We start from the raw sequence: 14,889 nt of genomic DNA, 5'->3' as shown, positions 1-14,889 counted from the left end.
CGACATGACCGATCTTTCCATCGTCGCGCCGGCGCAGGGCGCAAAGCAGGCACGGGAGGCGGTCGTGCGCGTGCGCGACCTCGTCGTCGGCTTCGGCAAGCACATCGTGATGAAGGGCCTCGATCTCGACATTTATCGCGGCGAGGTGCTCGGCTTCGTCGGCGGCTCGGGGCAGGGCAAGTCCGTGCTGACGCGCGCGATCCTCGGCCTCGTGGAGAAGCGCGCCGGCCGCATCGAGGTGTTCGGCGAGGATCGCGACCGTCTCTCCGCCGCAGAGCGGCGGCGCCTCGAGCGGCGCTGGGGCGTGCTGTTCCAGAACGGCGCGCTGTTCTCGAGCCTCACGGTGCGGCAGAATATTCAAATGCCGATGCGCGAGAGCCGCAAGGTCTCGCCGCGGCTGATGGACGAGCTGGCGATGCTCAAGCTCGATCTCGTCGGCCTGCCGGCGAGCGCGGCGGACAAGTTTCCGTCGGAATTGTCTGGCGGCATGGTCAAGCGCGCGGCGCTCGCCCGCGCGCTCGCGCTCGATCCCGAACTCTTGTTCCTCGACGAGCCGACCTCCGGGCTCGATCCGATCGGCGCCGCCGATTTCGACGAGTTGATCTCGACCCTGCAGCGCACGCTGGGGCTCACCGTGTTCATGGTCACCCATGATCTCGACAGCCTCTATTCGATCTGCGACCGCGTCGCCGCGCTCGCGGAGGGCAGAGTGATCGCCGCTGGAACGATGGAGGAGATGCTCGCCTGCGACCATCCCTGGCTGCGCGCCTATTTCCACGGCGTGCGCGGCTCCCGCCTCACGGGAGCGCTGCGCCGGCCGAAAGACGAGACGCCGTGTGGCGAAACGACGCCGGGCGAGACCGAGCGAGACGAGACCGAGAAAGGCGAAACATGGAAACCCGCGCCAATTACGCGCTGATCGGCGCCTTCACCGTCGCCGTGGTGTTCGCCGCCTTCGGCTTCGTGTTCTGGTTCTCGGGGCCGAGCACGACGGCGCAGTACAAGACGTATCAGATCGTCTTTTCCGGCTCCGTGTCCGGCTTGACGCGCGGCGGCGCGGTCGAGTTCGACGGATTGAAGGTCGGCGAGGTGACGCAGCTCGCGATCTCCGAGGAGGATCCGAATCGCGTCGACGTGCTGGTGAGCATCGACAAGAAGACGCCGATCAAGATCGACACCAAGGCGCGCCTCGAGCAGGCCGGCTTCACCGGCGTCAAGACAGTGGCGCTGGTCGGCGGCACGCCGCGCGCGCCTTATCTCGTCGCCGCCCCGGGCCAGCCCTATCCGCGCATCGAGGCGGAAGGCTCCGATCTGCAGAACATCATCGACAGCGTGCAGCGCCTGTCGAAGAAGGCGACCGACGCGCTCGACAAGGTCGACAAGCTCCTCGACTCCAATTCCGCGACGATCTCGCAGACTTTGAAGAACGCCGAGACCTTCAGCAAGGCGCTCGCCGACAATTCCGACGACATCGGCTCGGTGCTGCACGACCTCGCGGCGATCGGCCGCTCGCTGAAGCCCCTTCCCGAACGGCTCGACAAGCTGCTCGCCGCCGTCGATCCGAAGAAGCTCAATAGCATCGCCACCGACATCGCCGGCGCCTCGGCCAATCTGAAGAATTTTTCCGGCAGCGGGCTCAAGCAGTACGAGCTGCTCGCCGTCGACGCGCGCAAGACGCTGGAGACGGTGGAGCGCGCGGTGCGCTCGCTGGAAAAAAACCCGCAGCAGGTGATCTTCGGCGCGTCGCCGGCGCTGCCGGAATACAAGGGACGATGATGCGGGGTCTTCGCTTTGAACCGCGGCGGCGTTCGAGTAATCTACCGAGTGTCGAAAGGCGGCGTTGCGCTCCGATTCGAGGAAGGGTGAATTCATGACGCCGTCGAAAGCGGCGCCCACGGCGCTCGCGCTCGCGCTCGCCGTCTCGGCCTGCTCGGGCGCGCCGCAGCGCGAGAGCTTCGATCTGTCGAGCGCGCTCGGCGAGAGCGCGGCGGCGCGGCCGCTGCGCCGCACGCTCGCGGTCGCCGAGCCGCATGCGATCCAGCCGATCGATTCCGATCGCATCGTCATCCGCACCGGACCCAATGGCCTCGCCAATCTCGCCGAGGCGCAATGGGTCGACCGGCTGCCGCGCCTTGTGCAGGCGCGCCTCATCGCCGCCTTCGACCGCGGCCGCAAGACCGGATCGGTGGCGCGGCCGGGGCAGGCGGCCGAGCGCATTCTCTCGACCGACATCCGCCGCTTCGAGATCGACGTGTCGAGCGGGGAGGCGGTGGTCGAGATCGCCGCCGAGATTTTGGATGCGCGCGGCGTGGCGACAGGGCCGGGTCGCATCTTCTCGGCGCAGGCGCCGGCGGAGCATTCGACCGGACCGGCCGCCGTCCATGCGCTGGACGAGGCGCTCGCTTCCGTGCTGCGGCAGATCGTGCGCTGGGCGGCGTCGCAGGGCTGACGGCGCGCCGCCGCGCTCTTTAGGAAAGACTGGCGCGCCTGACGCGCCGATGATAGGTGAACGGCCCATTAGATGAGCGGCGATCGGTCGAGGCATCGACCACGCAACCGAGAGACGAGAGATCATGGTGAAGACCTGCCTCGATGAGCAAGTGACCCGCTATGGCGCCGAGCCGGGCGGCGGGGCCCCGACCAAGGCGAAGATCACCTTCATCGATTCGCATGGTCAGGCCCGCACCGTCGAAGGCGAGACCGGCTCGACGGTCATGGAAACGGCGCGCCGCAACGACATTCCCGAGATTCCCGCCGAATGCGGCGGCGCCTGCGCCTGCGCGACATGCCATGTCTATGTCGATGAGGCCTGGGTCGAGAAGACCGGCAAGCCGTCGCAGATGGAGGAGGACATGCTGGACTTCGCCTTCGAGGTGAAGCCAAATTCGCGCCTCAGCTGCCAGATCACCGTGCGCCCGGATCTCGACGGCCTCGTTGTGACGACGCCCGGCCAACAGGGGTGACGGTCGCGGCGGCTTCGCGCCGCCGCTTCATTGTCTTCGACCAAAGCCGCGCGCCGCGGCGTTTTGTTTTGCGAGAGCGGCGGCGCCGAGCCACGTTCGAGCGCATTGCTTCCGCCATCGCCTCCTGGCGAGACACGCGCAGGCAAGACGGTTGCATGACGCCGCGGATGCTATAGACCATGGCGGCGAACCGATCGCCGGCTTCGGCCGGGTGCGCTTCCGCCGGGAGCGGCTCTCTGGCCGACGCCGGCCGACTGCGCCGAGGCGCTCGCGCCGGCGCGGCGTTCCGCAGACCATCATAGAGCGCTTTCCGATCGAACGGAATCGTTCGATCGATCAGAATTCGCTCGAGCGAAAGAATTTTAGAGCGCTATCCGATCCAATCGGATAGCGCTCTAGAGCGGCGAAGGACAAGCAATGACCGAAGTTATCGAAACCGACGCGCTGATCGTCGGGGCCGGCCCGGCCGGTCTGTTCGCGGTTTTCGAATTGGGCCTCTTGGACATCAGGGCGCATGTCATCGACATTCTGCCGCGCGCCGGCGGTCAATGCTCGGAACTCTATCCCGAAAAGCCGATCTATGACATTCCCGGCCATCCGCTCGTCACCGGCCAGGGGCTGACCGACAATCTGCTCGAGCAGATCAAGCCCTTCAATCCGACCTTTCACTTCAACGAGATGGTCGAGACGCTCACCCCGACCGGCACGCCCGAGGCGCCGTCTTTCGAGGTGACGACCGACGCCGGCGCGAAGTTCAAGGCCAAGGTCGTGTTCGTCGCCGCGGGCGGCGGCTCGTTTCAGCCGAAGAAGCCGCCGATCGCCGGCATCGACTCCTATGAGAACAAATCCGTCTTCTACGCGGTGCGCCGCATGGAGGATTTCCGCGACAAGGATGTCGTCATCGTCGGCGGCGGCGATTCGGCGCTGGACTGGACGCTGAACCTGCAGCCGATCGCCAGGAGCCTGACGCTGGTGCATCGCCGCGACCAGTTCCGCGCCGCGCCGCATTCGGTCAATGCGCTGCAGGAGCTGATCGCCGCCGAAAAGGTCTCGTTCCGACTCGGCCAGGTCGCCGCCATCGAGGGCGTCGAGGGGCAGCTGTCCTCGGTCACCATCCGCGGCAACGACAATGTCGACACGGTGCTGTCGGCGCATCGGATGATGCCCTTCTTCGGGCTCACGATGAAGCTCGGCCCGGTCGCCGATTGGGGGCTCAACCTGCATGAAAATCTCGTGCCGGTGGACACGGAGAAATTCGAGACCAATCATCCGGGCATTTTCGCCATCGGCGACATCAACACCTATCCGGGCAAGCTGAAGCTGATCCTGTGCGGCTTCCACGAGGCGGCGCTCGCCGCGCAGAAGGCGCATCGCTACGTCTTCCCGGACAAGAAGCTGCTGTTCCAATATACGACGTCATCGACCAATCTGCAGAAGAAGCTCGGCGTCTGAGCCGAGCGTCGTGCGCAATCCGGGAGAGGAGAAGCCCATGTCTTCGGAAAGCTCTTCGGAGAGCTGGAGCGCGGTCGACGCCTATATCGCCGAGCGTCTCGTCAAAGCCGACGCGGCGCTCGCGGGAGCGCTCGCCGCCAATGCCGCGGCGGGCCTGCCGGCGATCGACGTCTCGGCGGCGCAGGGCAAGCTGCTGCATCTTCTCGCCCGTTCGATCGGCGCGCGCAAAATCCTCGAGGTCGGGGCGCTCGGCGGCTACAGCACGATCTTTCTGGCGCGCGCCCTCGCCGAGGGCGGGCGTGTGGTGACGCTGGAGCTCGAGCAGGCGCACGCCGATGTCGCCGCCGCCAATCTCGAGCGGGCGGGCGTGCGCGAGCTTGTCGACATTCGCGTCGGCCCGGCGCTCGACACGCTGCCCAAGCTCGAGAGCGAAGGGGCGGGGCCGTTCGATCTCGCCTTTATCGACGCCGACAAGCCCAACAACGCCAATTACTTCCACTGGGCGCTGAAGCTCTCGCGCCCCGGGAGCCTCATTATCGTCGACAATGTGGTGCGGGAAGGCTCGGTGCTGAACGCGCAGGGCGATGAGATGGCTCGCGGCGCCCGCGCATTGTTCGACGCTATTGCGGCGGAGCCGCGTGTGACCGCGACCGCCATTCAGACCGTTGGCGTCAAAGGCTGGGACGGCTTCGCCATCGCTTTGATCACAGGCTGAAAAGAAGCGAGCCTGAAGGCTCGCTCTTCTCTGGAGCGGAAGGACGCGCGAGCCGAAAGGGCTCGCGCCATCGTCTCGTCAGGCGTCCTCGAGCGCGCGGTCGCGCGCGGCGGCGCCCTTGTTGATGGGCTCGCCCTCGGCGTCGAAGAAGAAGGCGTCGATCTGTCGGCCGCGTTCGTCATAGCGCCAGGCGATGCGGGCGACGCCGAGGCCCTTGCGCAGGGTCGGCTTGCCATCGGCGCTGAAATAGGCCTCCTCGACCTTGTTGCCGCGCTCGTCATAGCGCCGCGCGACTCGCGCCGCGCCGATGCTCTTGCGCTTCACCGGACGCCCATCGGCGCCGAAATAGGTCTCCAGCACCTCGACGGGCCGGCTCGACGGGAAAAATGCGCGCTGCGCGGCCGCCGCGCGCGCGGCTCCGCGAGCGGAGCGTCGCTCCTTGGCGGAAATTTCGTAATCCATGACACCACTGCCTTTCGGCGAACCATCGACGCCAATCCACGGTCTCGCGCTCTCGATGCGCAGTTCACGCCGTCTGGATCGAACAGAACGATGAGTTCTCGAGTTATGGGGAATTGCGCCTTCTGCCCAACGGGGGAAGAAGGCGCGCCAGGCGCAGCCTTCGGCCGCTAATCAGGCGACGCGCGACGGCGGCGCCCGAGCCCCCAGAGGCAGAACCTCCCGACGGGGGAGGAGGGCCGTCTCGCGCGGCGGCGAGAGCAGGCTCGCATAGAGCGCCGTGGGCGCCTCATAACCAGTCGTGGCGGCGACGGCGCCTCCGTCCAGCCCCGAGCAATGCTGCAGGCAGCAGGCGTCGAAGCTGTGAGAGGCGGGGCGGGGCGCTTGCGATCGACTGTCGACGCTGGCGCGGGCCGTCAGACAGACCGCGCCGCCCAGCGCTCCCTGACCGGCTCTGGCGCCGATCGAGACGCCCAGGGCGATGCCTTGCAGAACGAACAAATAAGCGACGAGCAGCGTCGCCGCCGTCTGTCCATATTGCCAGGATTTGTCGCTCTTCTGGGTCACGATCCGAGCAAGATAGGCGGCGACGCGCCCGCGGTCAATGGAGCGGCGCGCTGTTCGCTCGCCGTTCCGGGGCCGAAGAAGCGCCGGATCGGCGTCGCCCGGGGCGTCTGCCGGCGATCAGATAGAGCAGAACGCCCCCGGCGGCGCTGGCGTCGCCAGGTGCGTCCTCGCCCACAAAATCGCGCCAGGCGGCCTCGAAAAAGCTCTCCGACCCGCCGCCGGCCAGCACATTGTCCCGAATCTCCGCGCGCTCATAGGGGCCGACGCCCTCTGTCCGCCAGCGCTCCCACGCCGCCGCCATGGCGATTTCGGCTGGGCTCGAAAACGGCGGGATGTGGGGATGGGCCTTGTCCGAGAGCCAGACCTTCACGTCCTCGAGGCCGAGCCGCGCGAAGAGGCCCGGAAGCAGCTCGCCGACGTATTCCGCGCCTTTGCCGCGGCGCGCACGGCCGAGAACCTGCCGCCAGGCGAATTCCGACCGCCGGACGAGCCGGTCCGGCGGCTCTTCGACCATCGCTCCGCCGAATGGCAGACGCGCCACGAGATTATTCGGCTCGGCGCAGAGCACGAGGCCGCCGGGCGCGGTGATGCGGATCATCTCCGCGAGCGCCGCCTCGGGGTCGGGCAGATGGAGCAGAAGAGTTTGGCAGGTGGCCAGATCGAAAGCGCCGTCGGGCAGGGGCAGATGACGCGCGTCGGCCGTCAGCGCCTCGACCCGCCCGCCGCCCTGAAGGCGCGCGAGATAGTCGGCGACATGGCGCGGCTCGCGGTCGATTCCGACGAGCGAGGCGCCCGGAGCGAGGCGTGGAAGCAGCAGAGCGCTCCAATGGCCGACGCCGCAGCCGAGGTCGGCGGCGCGTCGGACGCGGCCGAGCGCGAGACGCGCGGCCATCAGGTCGAGAAAATCGGCGTTCCAGAAAAAATTCCGCTCCTCGCCGAAATATTCGGACGAATGCGGACGGGTAGAGTCGTGCTCGGACATGCGAATCCCCATGACGAAAACGGTCGCCCGCGAGCGGGCGTCGATGCGCGGTTTCGGATGGGGATGGCTCACATGCATCTTACGATAGCACGCGCCGGCGTGAAGATCGAGCTTATGCCGCGGCGCCTCGCCGCGTCGTTAAAACTCGAATTGCGGAGGACGCCCGACTGTTCTATTCCTAGCATAGGAACGAGGTCCGCCAATGGCTGAAATCTTGACCCATGCGCAGATCTGGGCGGCGCTCGACGCTCTCGGCGACCGCTACGGCCTCACGCCGTCCGGCCTCGCCCGCAAGGCCGGGCTGGACCCCACGACATTCAATCGCTCCAAGCGGCAGACCGCGGACGGCCATTTGCGTTGGCCTTCGACCGAATCGATCGCCAAGGTTCTGCAGGCGACCGGCGCCGGGCTCGACGAATTCATGGCCCTCGTCGCCTCCAAGGGCGCGAAGCCTATGCGCAGCTCGCGTCCGCTGATCGGCCTCGCCCAGGCCGGGGTCGGCGGCTTCTTCGACGACGCCGGCTTCGCCACCGGCGCCGGCTGGGAGGAGATCGACGTGCTCGCCGACGCCGACGAGCATTCCTACGCGCTGGAGATCTCCGGCGATTCGATGGCTCCGCTCTATCGCGACGGAGATATCGTCATCGTCTCGCCCTCGGCGCCGGTGCGGCGCGGCGATCGTGTGGTGGTGAAGACGACCTCGGGCGAGATCCTCGCCAAGGAGCTGAAGCGCCAGACCGCGAAAACCGTCGAGCTCAAATCTTTCAACCCCGACTTTCCGGACCGCGTGCTGCCGAAGGAGGAGGTGAGCTGGATGGCGCGCATCCTCTGGGCGAGCCAGTGAGCCCCGCGAACGCGGTCGCTCGTCTTTTTCCTACTGCGCCGGCAATGTTTCGTTCGAGCGAATTCTGATCGATCGAACGTTCCGTTCGATCGGAAAGCGCTCTAGATTGCGTCCGACGCCATTTCGACCAGCAAGGAGCGCCGATGTCTCTCGCCAAACGCAACGCCGTCGTCACCGGCTCGACCAGCGGCATAGGCCTCGCCTGCGCCCGGGCCCTCGCCAAAGAGGGCGCCAATGTCGTCATCAACGGCTTCGGCGATCCGGCCGAGATCGAAAAGGAGCGCGCCGGGATCGCCGAGGAGTTCGGCGTCACGGCGATCTATGACGGCGCCGACATGTCGAAGCCCGAAGAGATCGCGGCGATGATCGCGCGCGCCGAGCAGACGCTCGGCTCGGTCGATATTCTCGTCAACAACGCCGGGATCCAATTCGTCTCGCCGATCGAGGAGTTCCCGATCGAGAAGTGGAATCAGATCCTGGCGATCAATCTCTCGGCCTCCTTCCACACCATCCGCGCCGCGACGCCCGGTATGAAGGCGCGGCGCTGGGGCCGCATCGTCAACATGGCCTCGGCGCATTCGCTGGTCGCCTCGCCGTTCAAGGCGGCCTATGTCGCCGCCAAGCACGGGCTCGCCGGCCTCAACAAGACGGTGGCGCTGGAGCTCGCGACCTTCGGCGTCACCGCAAATTGCATCTCGCCCGGCTATGTGTGGACGCCGCTGGTCGAGCGGCAGATTCCCGATACGATGAAGGCGCGCAATCTGACGCGCGAGCAGGTGATCGACGACGTGCTGCTGCAGGCTCAGCCGACCAAGCAATTCGTGACGGTCGAGCAGGTCGCGGCGCTCGTGGTGTTCCTGTGCTCGGACGCCGCCGCGCAGATCACCGGCTCCAATATTTCCATCGACGGCGGCTGGACGGCGGCCTGATGCGCAAGAAGGTCACGCTCGCGCTGCAGGGCGGAGGCGCGCATGGCGCCTTTACCTGGGGCGTGCTCGACTCCTTCCTCGAGGATGGCCGGCTCGAGGTGATGGGGATCAGCGGCGCGAGCGCCGGCGCCATGAACGCGGTCGTCTATGCCGACGGCCTGCGCGAGGGCGGGCCGGCGCGCGCCCGCGCGCAGCTCGCCGAATTTTGGCGCACCATCAGCGTCGACGGCGACATGAGCCAGGCGCAGCGCGATCTCGCCGACATCGTGTTCGGCTTCATCGATCCGTTCAAGCTGCGCGGCAAGCTCGCGCAGAACGCGACCGCCTATCTCTCGCCCTACGAGTTCAATCCGCTCGACATCAATCCGCTGCGCGACGTGATCGCGCGTCTCGTCGATTTCGACGGGCTGCGCGCGACCGACGATCTGAAGCTGTTCATCTCGGCGACCAATGTGCGCACCGGCAAGGTGCGCATCTTCCGTCGTCCCGAGCTGACGATCGACATGCTGATGGCCTCGGCCTGCCTGCCGACCTTGTTCAGAGCGGTGGAGGTCGACGGCGAGGCCTATTGGGACGGCGGCTATATGGGCAATCCGGCATTGTTCCCGCTCTACACCGAGACGCCGTGCCGCGACATCATTCTGGTGCAGATCAATCCGATCGAGCGGGACGATGTGCCGCGAACGTCGGGCGACATCATGGACCGCCTCAACGAGATCACCTTCAACGCTTCTCTGCTGCACGAATTTCGCGCCATCGACTTCGTCGCGCGGCTGATCGACGCCGGACGTCTGAAAGGAACGCATTACAAGAAGGTGCTGCTGCATCTCGTCGAGGGCGGGGCCGAGATGAAGCGCTATGGCGCCGACACCAAGCTCGACGCCGATTATGATTTTCTGCGCTCCCTGTTCGACATCGGGAGAAAGGCCGGACGGCAATTCCTCGACGAGCATTTCGATTCGATCGGCGTCGAAGGCACGCTGCAATTGAAGGAAGAGCTCGTCTGACGGCGACGTCTCGTCGGCGCAAAGGCCCGGCGCGGCAAAGAACGGCCACAATTGTCTTTTTTGTGATAACGACGGAGGAAACCCGGCCGAAGTTCGGGAATATGCGTCCGCGACCGTTGTTTATCGGATGTTCGGAGGCGTCCTCATCAGCTTATATCGGAACGGCTTTCGACCATGTCGCCGGCCCTTCGAACGCGAACCGGAGGTAACAGCATGAACGCGCCCAGCGAAAAGAAGCTCTTGGACGAGTTCGAAGAGTTGAAAAAAATGCTGCGCGGCTCCGGCGCCGTCTCGCAGGGCGAAGCGCCTCCGGTCGCGCCTGTCGCCGATCCCGCGCCGGAGCGGCCAGCGCCCTCCGTGAGCCTGCCGCCGCGCGAGTCCCCGCGCCGGCCGAACGTCGCATCGGTTCCGCCGCAAAAGCCGCCGCCGCAGAAGGCGTCCGCGCCGGCGTCCCAATCCGCGCCGCGCGCGACCGTCGCGCCCGAGGGAGGGCGACGGCGCCTCGTCTATCTCGCCGCGGCTGTCGTCGTGCTCGTGGCCGGAGCCGTCGGGATGACGATGATGTTGCTGCGCGAGCCGGACGATGCGGGAGAGGCCGCCGTCCTCGAGACCGAGGCGCCGACGCAAGGGGCGGCGGTCGAGCGCCCGGATGCCAGCGACGCTACGGCCCGCGACGCCGGCGCCGAGCCGCCTTTCGATACGCCGCCGCAATCGACGGCGGACGCCCCCGCCACAGCGCCGGACGCTGCTCCGGTCGCAGCCGAGGCGGACATGGGCGCGCGCGCCGCCGCTTCGAGCGAGCCCGAGGCGGTTCCCCCGGCTGCGGCGCAGCCGCCCGCCAAGGCTTTCGCCGAGCCAGCGCCGGTGATCGCTCCCGTCCAACCTGCGGCGCCTTTCGCCGCTCCGGCCAAAACCGTCGCCGCTCCCGACTCCGCCGCGCCGGCGCAGACGCCGCCCGCCGCGGCCCATAAGCCGCGCGCCGCGGCGCCCAAGCCCGCCGCCAAGCCGCACGACGCCAAATCCGGCGACGCCAAATCCGGCGACGCCAAGACGAGCGACGCCAAGACGAGCGACCCGCATGCACGCGCCCCCAAGCCGGCCAAGCCCGCCAAGCGCAAAACCGACGAGAGCGCCGTCACGCCGCCGCCGGCTCCGGCCGCCGCGTCTGCGCCGACCGCCGCCGCGGAGGTCGCTCCGCCCGCTCCTCCGTCTCCGCCGCCTGCGGCGGCGGAGCAGCCCAATATCATGGAGCGCGCCGTCAATTCCGTCACCGGCGCGGTCGGCGACATCGGCCGGGCGACCGGAGTCATTCCGTAACCCGCGCGAAAAGCTCACGACGGCGAGCGCAGCCGTCGTTGCGTCTGGACCGCGAGCCTTCAGGCTCGCTCTTCGAAGCCCTTCGATTGGACTGACGCAAGCCCGCCGTCGATCGTGTCAGGCCGGCTCGTCCGCGAGCGCGGACTCTCTGCGCTCGGCGCCACCCGGCCGCCGATAGACGAAAGGCGGCGCCGGCAGGCGCGATTCGTCTTCGCCGAACGCCGTGAATTGCGCGTGATGGTCGGAGAGATGGCAGGCCGGATCGGTCGCGGTGGCGTCGCCGGTGACGGCGAGCGCCTGGCAGCGGCAGCCGCCATGGTCGATCTCGCGCCGCTCGCAGCTCTTGCACGGCTCCTGCATCCATTCCTCGCCGCGGAAGGCCTCGAAGGCCGCGCTTTTGCGCCAGATGTCGGCGAGGGAGCGCTCGCGCACATTGTCGAAGGCAAGGCTCGGAATCGTCTGCGCCGCATGGCAGGGCAGCGCCTTGCCCGAGGGCGTCACCACCATGATGCTGCGTCCCCAGCCGCCGGTGCAGGGTTTTGGGCGCGAGGCGTAGTGATCATGGATCACGAAATCGAAATTGAGCACGCCCTGCAGACGCTTCTTCGCTGCGTCGACGATTCCCACCGTCTCCAAAAACGTCTCGCGCGTCGGGATCAGCGCCGCGCGATTGAGCTGCGCCCAGGCGTAATATTGAATATGCGCCACCTCGAGCCGCTGCGCGCCGACCTCCACCGCGAAATCGATGATCTGCGGCAGATGGTCGATGTTCTGCCGATGGATCGGCGCATTGATGGTGAGGCCGAGGCCGAATTCGCGCGCCCAGCGCGCGACATCGCGCTTCCTCTCGACGCCGCCCTCGAACGCCGAAATGCGGTCGGAGCTTTCGGCGACGACATCCTGCACCGACACTTGCACATGATCGAGCCCGATCTCGGCGAGACGCTGCAGCCGCTCGCGGGTCAGCAGCACGGCGGAGGTCACGAGATTGCTGTAGAGTCCGGCCTCGACCGCATAGCCGAGGATCTCTTCGAGATCGCGGCGCAGCGTCGGCTCGCCGCCGGAGAGATGCAATTGCAGAGCGCCGATGGACGCGGCCTGGCGAAACGTCTCGCCCCATTCGGCCGCCGTCAGCTCCGTGTTCGAGCGCTCGAGCTCGAGCGGATTGGAGCAATAGGGGCATTGCAGCGGGCAGCGATGCGTCAGCTCGGCGAGCAGGCCCGCCGGTCCGCGCTCGAAAGGCGCATAGGAGCGCGCCGTATTGGAGAGGGCAGGGGGCGCGAAAGCGTCGGGGCCGTCGCGCAGCAGCCTCTTGTCGGCGAGACCCTGCAGCATGGCGATCACATCGCGCTCTATCACCTCGACCGGCGCCGAATAGGCCGCGGCGAGACGCTGCGAAATTTCGGCGACGCTGGCGGCGCCGTCGAGCAGCGACAAAACGGCGACGCCGATGGCGTCGAGCTCATAGGCGCGCTCGGGCGCGAGGACGACCTTGCGCCGCCGCACGACGTCCTCGTGCAGGCGCGAATAGCGCGTGAAGGCCGGCCTGCACTCCGGCGTCACCACGAAACGCGCGTCGCTCATTGCTTCGGCTTCCTCAATTCTCCGGCCGGAACGCCCCGGGCGGGACGAGGCCGGTCACATAGGCCTGATGCAGCGCGTCGAGCTGCGCCCACAGCACATTGCATTTGAAGCGCACGGCGTCGACGCAGGCCTCCTGCTCGGCCCGCGTATAGGCGTGCGCCTTGATATATGACAATGCGAAATCGGAATCGCGAGGGGCCTGCGCGAGGCGACGCTTGAAATAGGCCATCACGCTATCGTCGACGAAATCGTAATTCTCCAGCATTCCGGCGATGCGCTCGCGATGAATGGCCGGCGCGAACAGTTCGGTCAGCGAGGATGCGACCGCGATGACGAGCGGCTGCTCGACGACGAAGCGCACATAGGCTTCGACGGCGAATTTCGTGGCCGGCAGCGCGCCCTTGCGCGAGGTCACATAATCGCGCGGCAGGCCGAGCCCGTCGGTCAGCACCAGCCAGCGCTCGATGCCGCCCGCTTCCTCGCCGAGGCCGTCGTGATCATGGATGCGGTGAATCCATTCGCGGCGCAATTCGCGGTCGTGGACGCGGCTCATGAAGGCGGCGTCCTTGCGCGGCACCGCCTCCTGATAGCAATAGCGGTTGAGCGCCCAGGCCTGCACCTGGCCCTTGTTCAGCTTCCCGCCATGCAGAAGCTTATGGAACGGATGCTTGTCGTGATAGCGCTCCGCGCCGACGGCGCGGATCGCCGCTTCGAACGCCTCCTTCGACAGGGGCGGCGCGTCGTGCCATTCGGCCGTCGAGAACTCGTTCATAGCGTGACCTCCATGCCGTCCTCGCCGATCTCCCATCCGGCGTCGTTCACGATTCTGCGCTCCTTCGACGCAGCGTCGAGCGTCGGATTGGAGTTATTGATGTGCACATAGATTTTGCGCGCGACATCGAGATTCTCGAAGGCCGCCATCGAGCCGTTCTCGCCGGTCATGTTCACATGGCCCATGCGCGAGCCGGTCTTGCCGAGCAGTCCCTGCTCGATCATCTCGTTCTCATGGAACAGAGTGCCGTCGAAGAAGACGAGGCTCGCGCCTTTCAACCTGGCCTTCAGCGCGTCGTCGATCTCGGCGCAGCCGGGAATATAGAAGCAGCTCTTGCCTGTCGCCGTCTCGATGATCTCGACGCCGAGCGTGTCGCCGACTCTGGTGCCGAAATCGGCGGCGCTCTTGTCCTCGAGCCAGAGCGCGATTTTTCCATGCACCGGAAAAGCGCGTACGGCGAGGCCGAGATCGACGCCGGCGCCCTGCAGCGGAATCGCTTCGTCGAAAGGAAATTCGATGCGCGTCACCAATTCGGGAACGAGAATGTCGAAGATGCGATTGCCCGCGAGCACGTTCAAAATGCGCGCCGAGGAATAAATCGAGAAGGCCTGCGCCTCGCGCAGATTGAGCAGCCCGGCGACATGGTCGACGTCGCCATTGGTGAGCACGACGGATTTGATCGGGCTCGCGCGCAATCCATCGCTCGGCCCTGGCGAGAGCTGGGGCGCCGCGGCAATCTGTTGGCGCAAATCCGGCGAGGCGTTGAGCAGTGCGAAAGTCACGCCGTCGGCGCTGACCGCGAGCGAGGATTGCGTGCGCGGCGAGAAGCCGGGCTTGCCTTCGCGCACGGCGCGGCAATTGGCGCAATTGCAGTTCCACTGCGGGAAGCCGCCGCCGGCGCCCGCTCCGAGTATTTTGATGAACATGCGCTTGTCGGCGGCGCCGTGTGACGAGGCGCAGCCTCTCCCTCTCGAACCGACGTTCTAGAACGAAACCGGCGCCGATCGAAGCGCCCCTTCGTCCGCTCCCTTTGTTTTTTCCGCTTTTTCCCGAGCCCTGCGCAGGCCGAGGCAGCGTCGTGGCCGCACTATGTCGGGGCCTCGCGCGCAAGGCAAGCGCCACATGGCCGCAGCCGTCGCCGCCGGCTCGCGGCCGAGGGCGCATTCTCGTCGCTTTTTCGCCCTATGCCGGTTTCTGATACGCAGAGCGAATTCTGATCACGAGTCTGTTCGAGCCGAAAGCGCTTTTCCGTCGTGAAAGCTCTGGACTGGCTCGACCTCGCGAACGGGCGCTCTGCT

At 66.8% G+C, this 14,889-nt stretch carries 16 protein-coding genes; 10 read left to right on the top strand and 6 right to left on the bottom strand.

Annotation, left to right across the window (positions count from 1 at the left end; genetic code table 11):
- Positions 1-4: 4 nt before the first annotated feature.
- The 6 genes from K3F48_RS03565 to K3F48_RS03540 all read left to right on the top strand — a co-directional run bounded on the left by K3F48_RS03565 (position 5) and on the right by K3F48_RS03540 (position 5,130).
- Positions 5-919, top strand: coding sequence for an ABC transporter ATP-binding protein (locus tag K3F48_RS03565; RefSeq protein ID WP_255608126.1), 915 nt, complete (start codon positions 5-7; stop codon positions 917-919).
- Positions 892-1,776, top strand: coding sequence for an MlaD family protein (locus K3F48_RS03560; RefSeq protein ID WP_222574023.1), 885 nt, complete (start codon positions 892-894; stop codon positions 1,774-1,776). Before K3F48_RS03565 ends, K3F48_RS03560 begins: the two co-directional genes overlap by 28 nt.
- Before the next feature lie 94 nt (positions 1,777-1,870).
- Positions 1,871-2,449, top strand: coding sequence for an ABC-type transport auxiliary lipoprotein family protein (locus K3F48_RS03555; RefSeq protein WP_222574022.1), 579 nt, complete (start codon positions 1,871-1,873; stop codon positions 2,447-2,449).
- A gap of 124 nt (positions 2,450-2,573) precedes the next feature.
- Positions 2,574-2,963: a 2Fe-2S iron-sulfur cluster-binding protein gene (locus K3F48_RS03550; RefSeq protein ID WP_255608125.1), complete on the top strand. Its 390-nt coding sequence runs from the start codon at positions 2,574-2,576 to the stop codon at positions 2,961-2,963.
- Positions 2,964-3,380: 417 nt separating this feature from the next.
- Complete coding sequence (locus K3F48_RS03545) at positions 3,381-4,415, top strand: NAD(P)/FAD-dependent oxidoreductase (protein ID WP_222574021.1); 1,035 nt, start codon at positions 3,381-3,383, stop codon at positions 4,413-4,415.
- A 37-nt stretch (positions 4,416-4,452) separates the two neighbouring features.
- A complete protein-coding gene (locus K3F48_RS03540) occupies positions 4,453-5,130 on the top strand; it encodes an O-methyltransferase (RefSeq protein ID WP_222574020.1) in 678 nt (225 codons plus the stop codon).
- A 78-nt stretch (positions 5,131-5,208) separates the two neighbouring features.
- On the opposite strand, the gene K3F48_RS03535 is transcribed toward K3F48_RS03540, so the two are convergent.
- The 3 genes from K3F48_RS03535 to K3F48_RS03525 all read right to left on the bottom strand — a co-directional run bounded on the left by K3F48_RS03535 (position 5,209) and on the right by K3F48_RS03525 (position 7,138).
- A complete protein-coding gene (locus tag K3F48_RS03535) occupies positions 5,209-5,592 on the bottom strand; it encodes a hypothetical protein (RefSeq protein ID WP_222574019.1) in 384 nt (127 codons plus the stop codon).
- Positions 5,593-5,763: 171 nt separating this feature from the next.
- Positions 5,764-6,156 carry a DUF2946 family protein gene (locus tag K3F48_RS03530; RefSeq protein WP_370631342.1) on the bottom strand — a complete coding sequence of 131 codons (393 nt, stop codon included), beginning with the start codon at positions 6,154-6,156 and terminating at the stop codon, positions 5,764-5,766.
- 34 nt (positions 6,157-6,190) lie between these two features.
- On the bottom strand, positions 6,191-7,138 hold the full coding sequence (locus K3F48_RS03525) for a class I SAM-dependent methyltransferase (RefSeq protein WP_222574018.1): 948 nt from the start codon (positions 7,136-7,138) through the stop codon (positions 6,191-6,193).
- Between the two features lie 202 nt (positions 7,139-7,340).
- Between K3F48_RS03525 and K3F48_RS03520 the strand changes: the two genes are divergently transcribed.
- From K3F48_RS03520 to K3F48_RS03505, 4 genes are all read left to right on the top strand, one after another.
- On the top strand, positions 7,341-7,982 hold the full coding sequence (locus tag K3F48_RS03520; RefSeq protein WP_222574017.1) for a helix-turn-helix transcriptional regulator: 642 nt from the start codon (positions 7,341-7,343) through the stop codon (positions 7,980-7,982).
- 143 nt (positions 7,983-8,125) lie between these two features.
- A complete protein-coding gene (locus K3F48_RS03515; protein ID WP_222574016.1) occupies positions 8,126-8,911 on the top strand; it encodes a 3-hydroxybutyrate dehydrogenase in 786 nt (261 codons plus the stop codon).
- Complete coding sequence (locus tag K3F48_RS03510) at positions 8,911-9,918, top strand: patatin-like phospholipase family protein (protein ID WP_222574015.1); 1,008 nt, start codon at positions 8,911-8,913, stop codon at positions 9,916-9,918. The genes K3F48_RS03515 and K3F48_RS03510 overlap by 1 nt, the downstream gene beginning before the upstream one ends.
- Before the next feature lie 213 nt (positions 9,919-10,131).
- A complete protein-coding gene (locus K3F48_RS03505; RefSeq protein WP_222574014.1) occupies positions 10,132-11,235 on the top strand; it encodes a hypothetical protein in 1,104 nt (367 codons plus the stop codon).
- Positions 11,236-11,352: 117 nt separating this feature from the next.
- Here the strand turns inward: K3F48_RS03505 and pqqE are convergent, their stop codons facing one another.
- From pqqE to pqqB, 3 genes are read right to left on the bottom strand one after another with little or no spacing between them, the layout of a single operon-like run.
- Positions 11,353-12,819 (bottom strand): pyrroloquinoline quinone biosynthesis protein PqqE, encoded by a 1,467-nt coding sequence (gene pqqE / locus K3F48_RS03500; RefSeq protein ID WP_222574013.1) that lies wholly within the window; start codon positions 12,817-12,819, stop codon positions 11,353-11,355.
- A 13-nt stretch (positions 12,820-12,832) separates the two neighbouring features.
- Positions 12,833-13,591: a pyrroloquinoline-quinone synthase PqqC gene (gene pqqC, locus K3F48_RS03495; RefSeq protein WP_222574012.1), complete on the bottom strand. Its 759-nt coding sequence runs from the start codon at positions 13,589-13,591 to the stop codon at positions 12,833-12,835.
- Positions 13,588-14,517, bottom strand: a complete 930-nt coding sequence (pqqB, locus tag K3F48_RS03490; protein ID WP_222574011.1) for a pyrroloquinoline quinone biosynthesis protein PqqB — start codon at positions 14,515-14,517, stop codon at positions 13,588-13,590. The genes pqqC and pqqB overlap by 4 nt, the downstream gene beginning before the upstream one ends.
- Between the last annotated feature and the right edge of the window lie 372 nt (positions 14,518-14,889).

It is taken from the genome of Methylosinus sp. Sm6, from assembly GCF_019802345.1.
Lineage (GTDB): Bacteria > Pseudomonadota > Alphaproteobacteria > Rhizobiales > Beijerinckiaceae > Methylosinus.
Note: the sequence above shows the minus strand (reverse complement) of the source record. Positions and strands in the feature narration are given on the sequence as shown.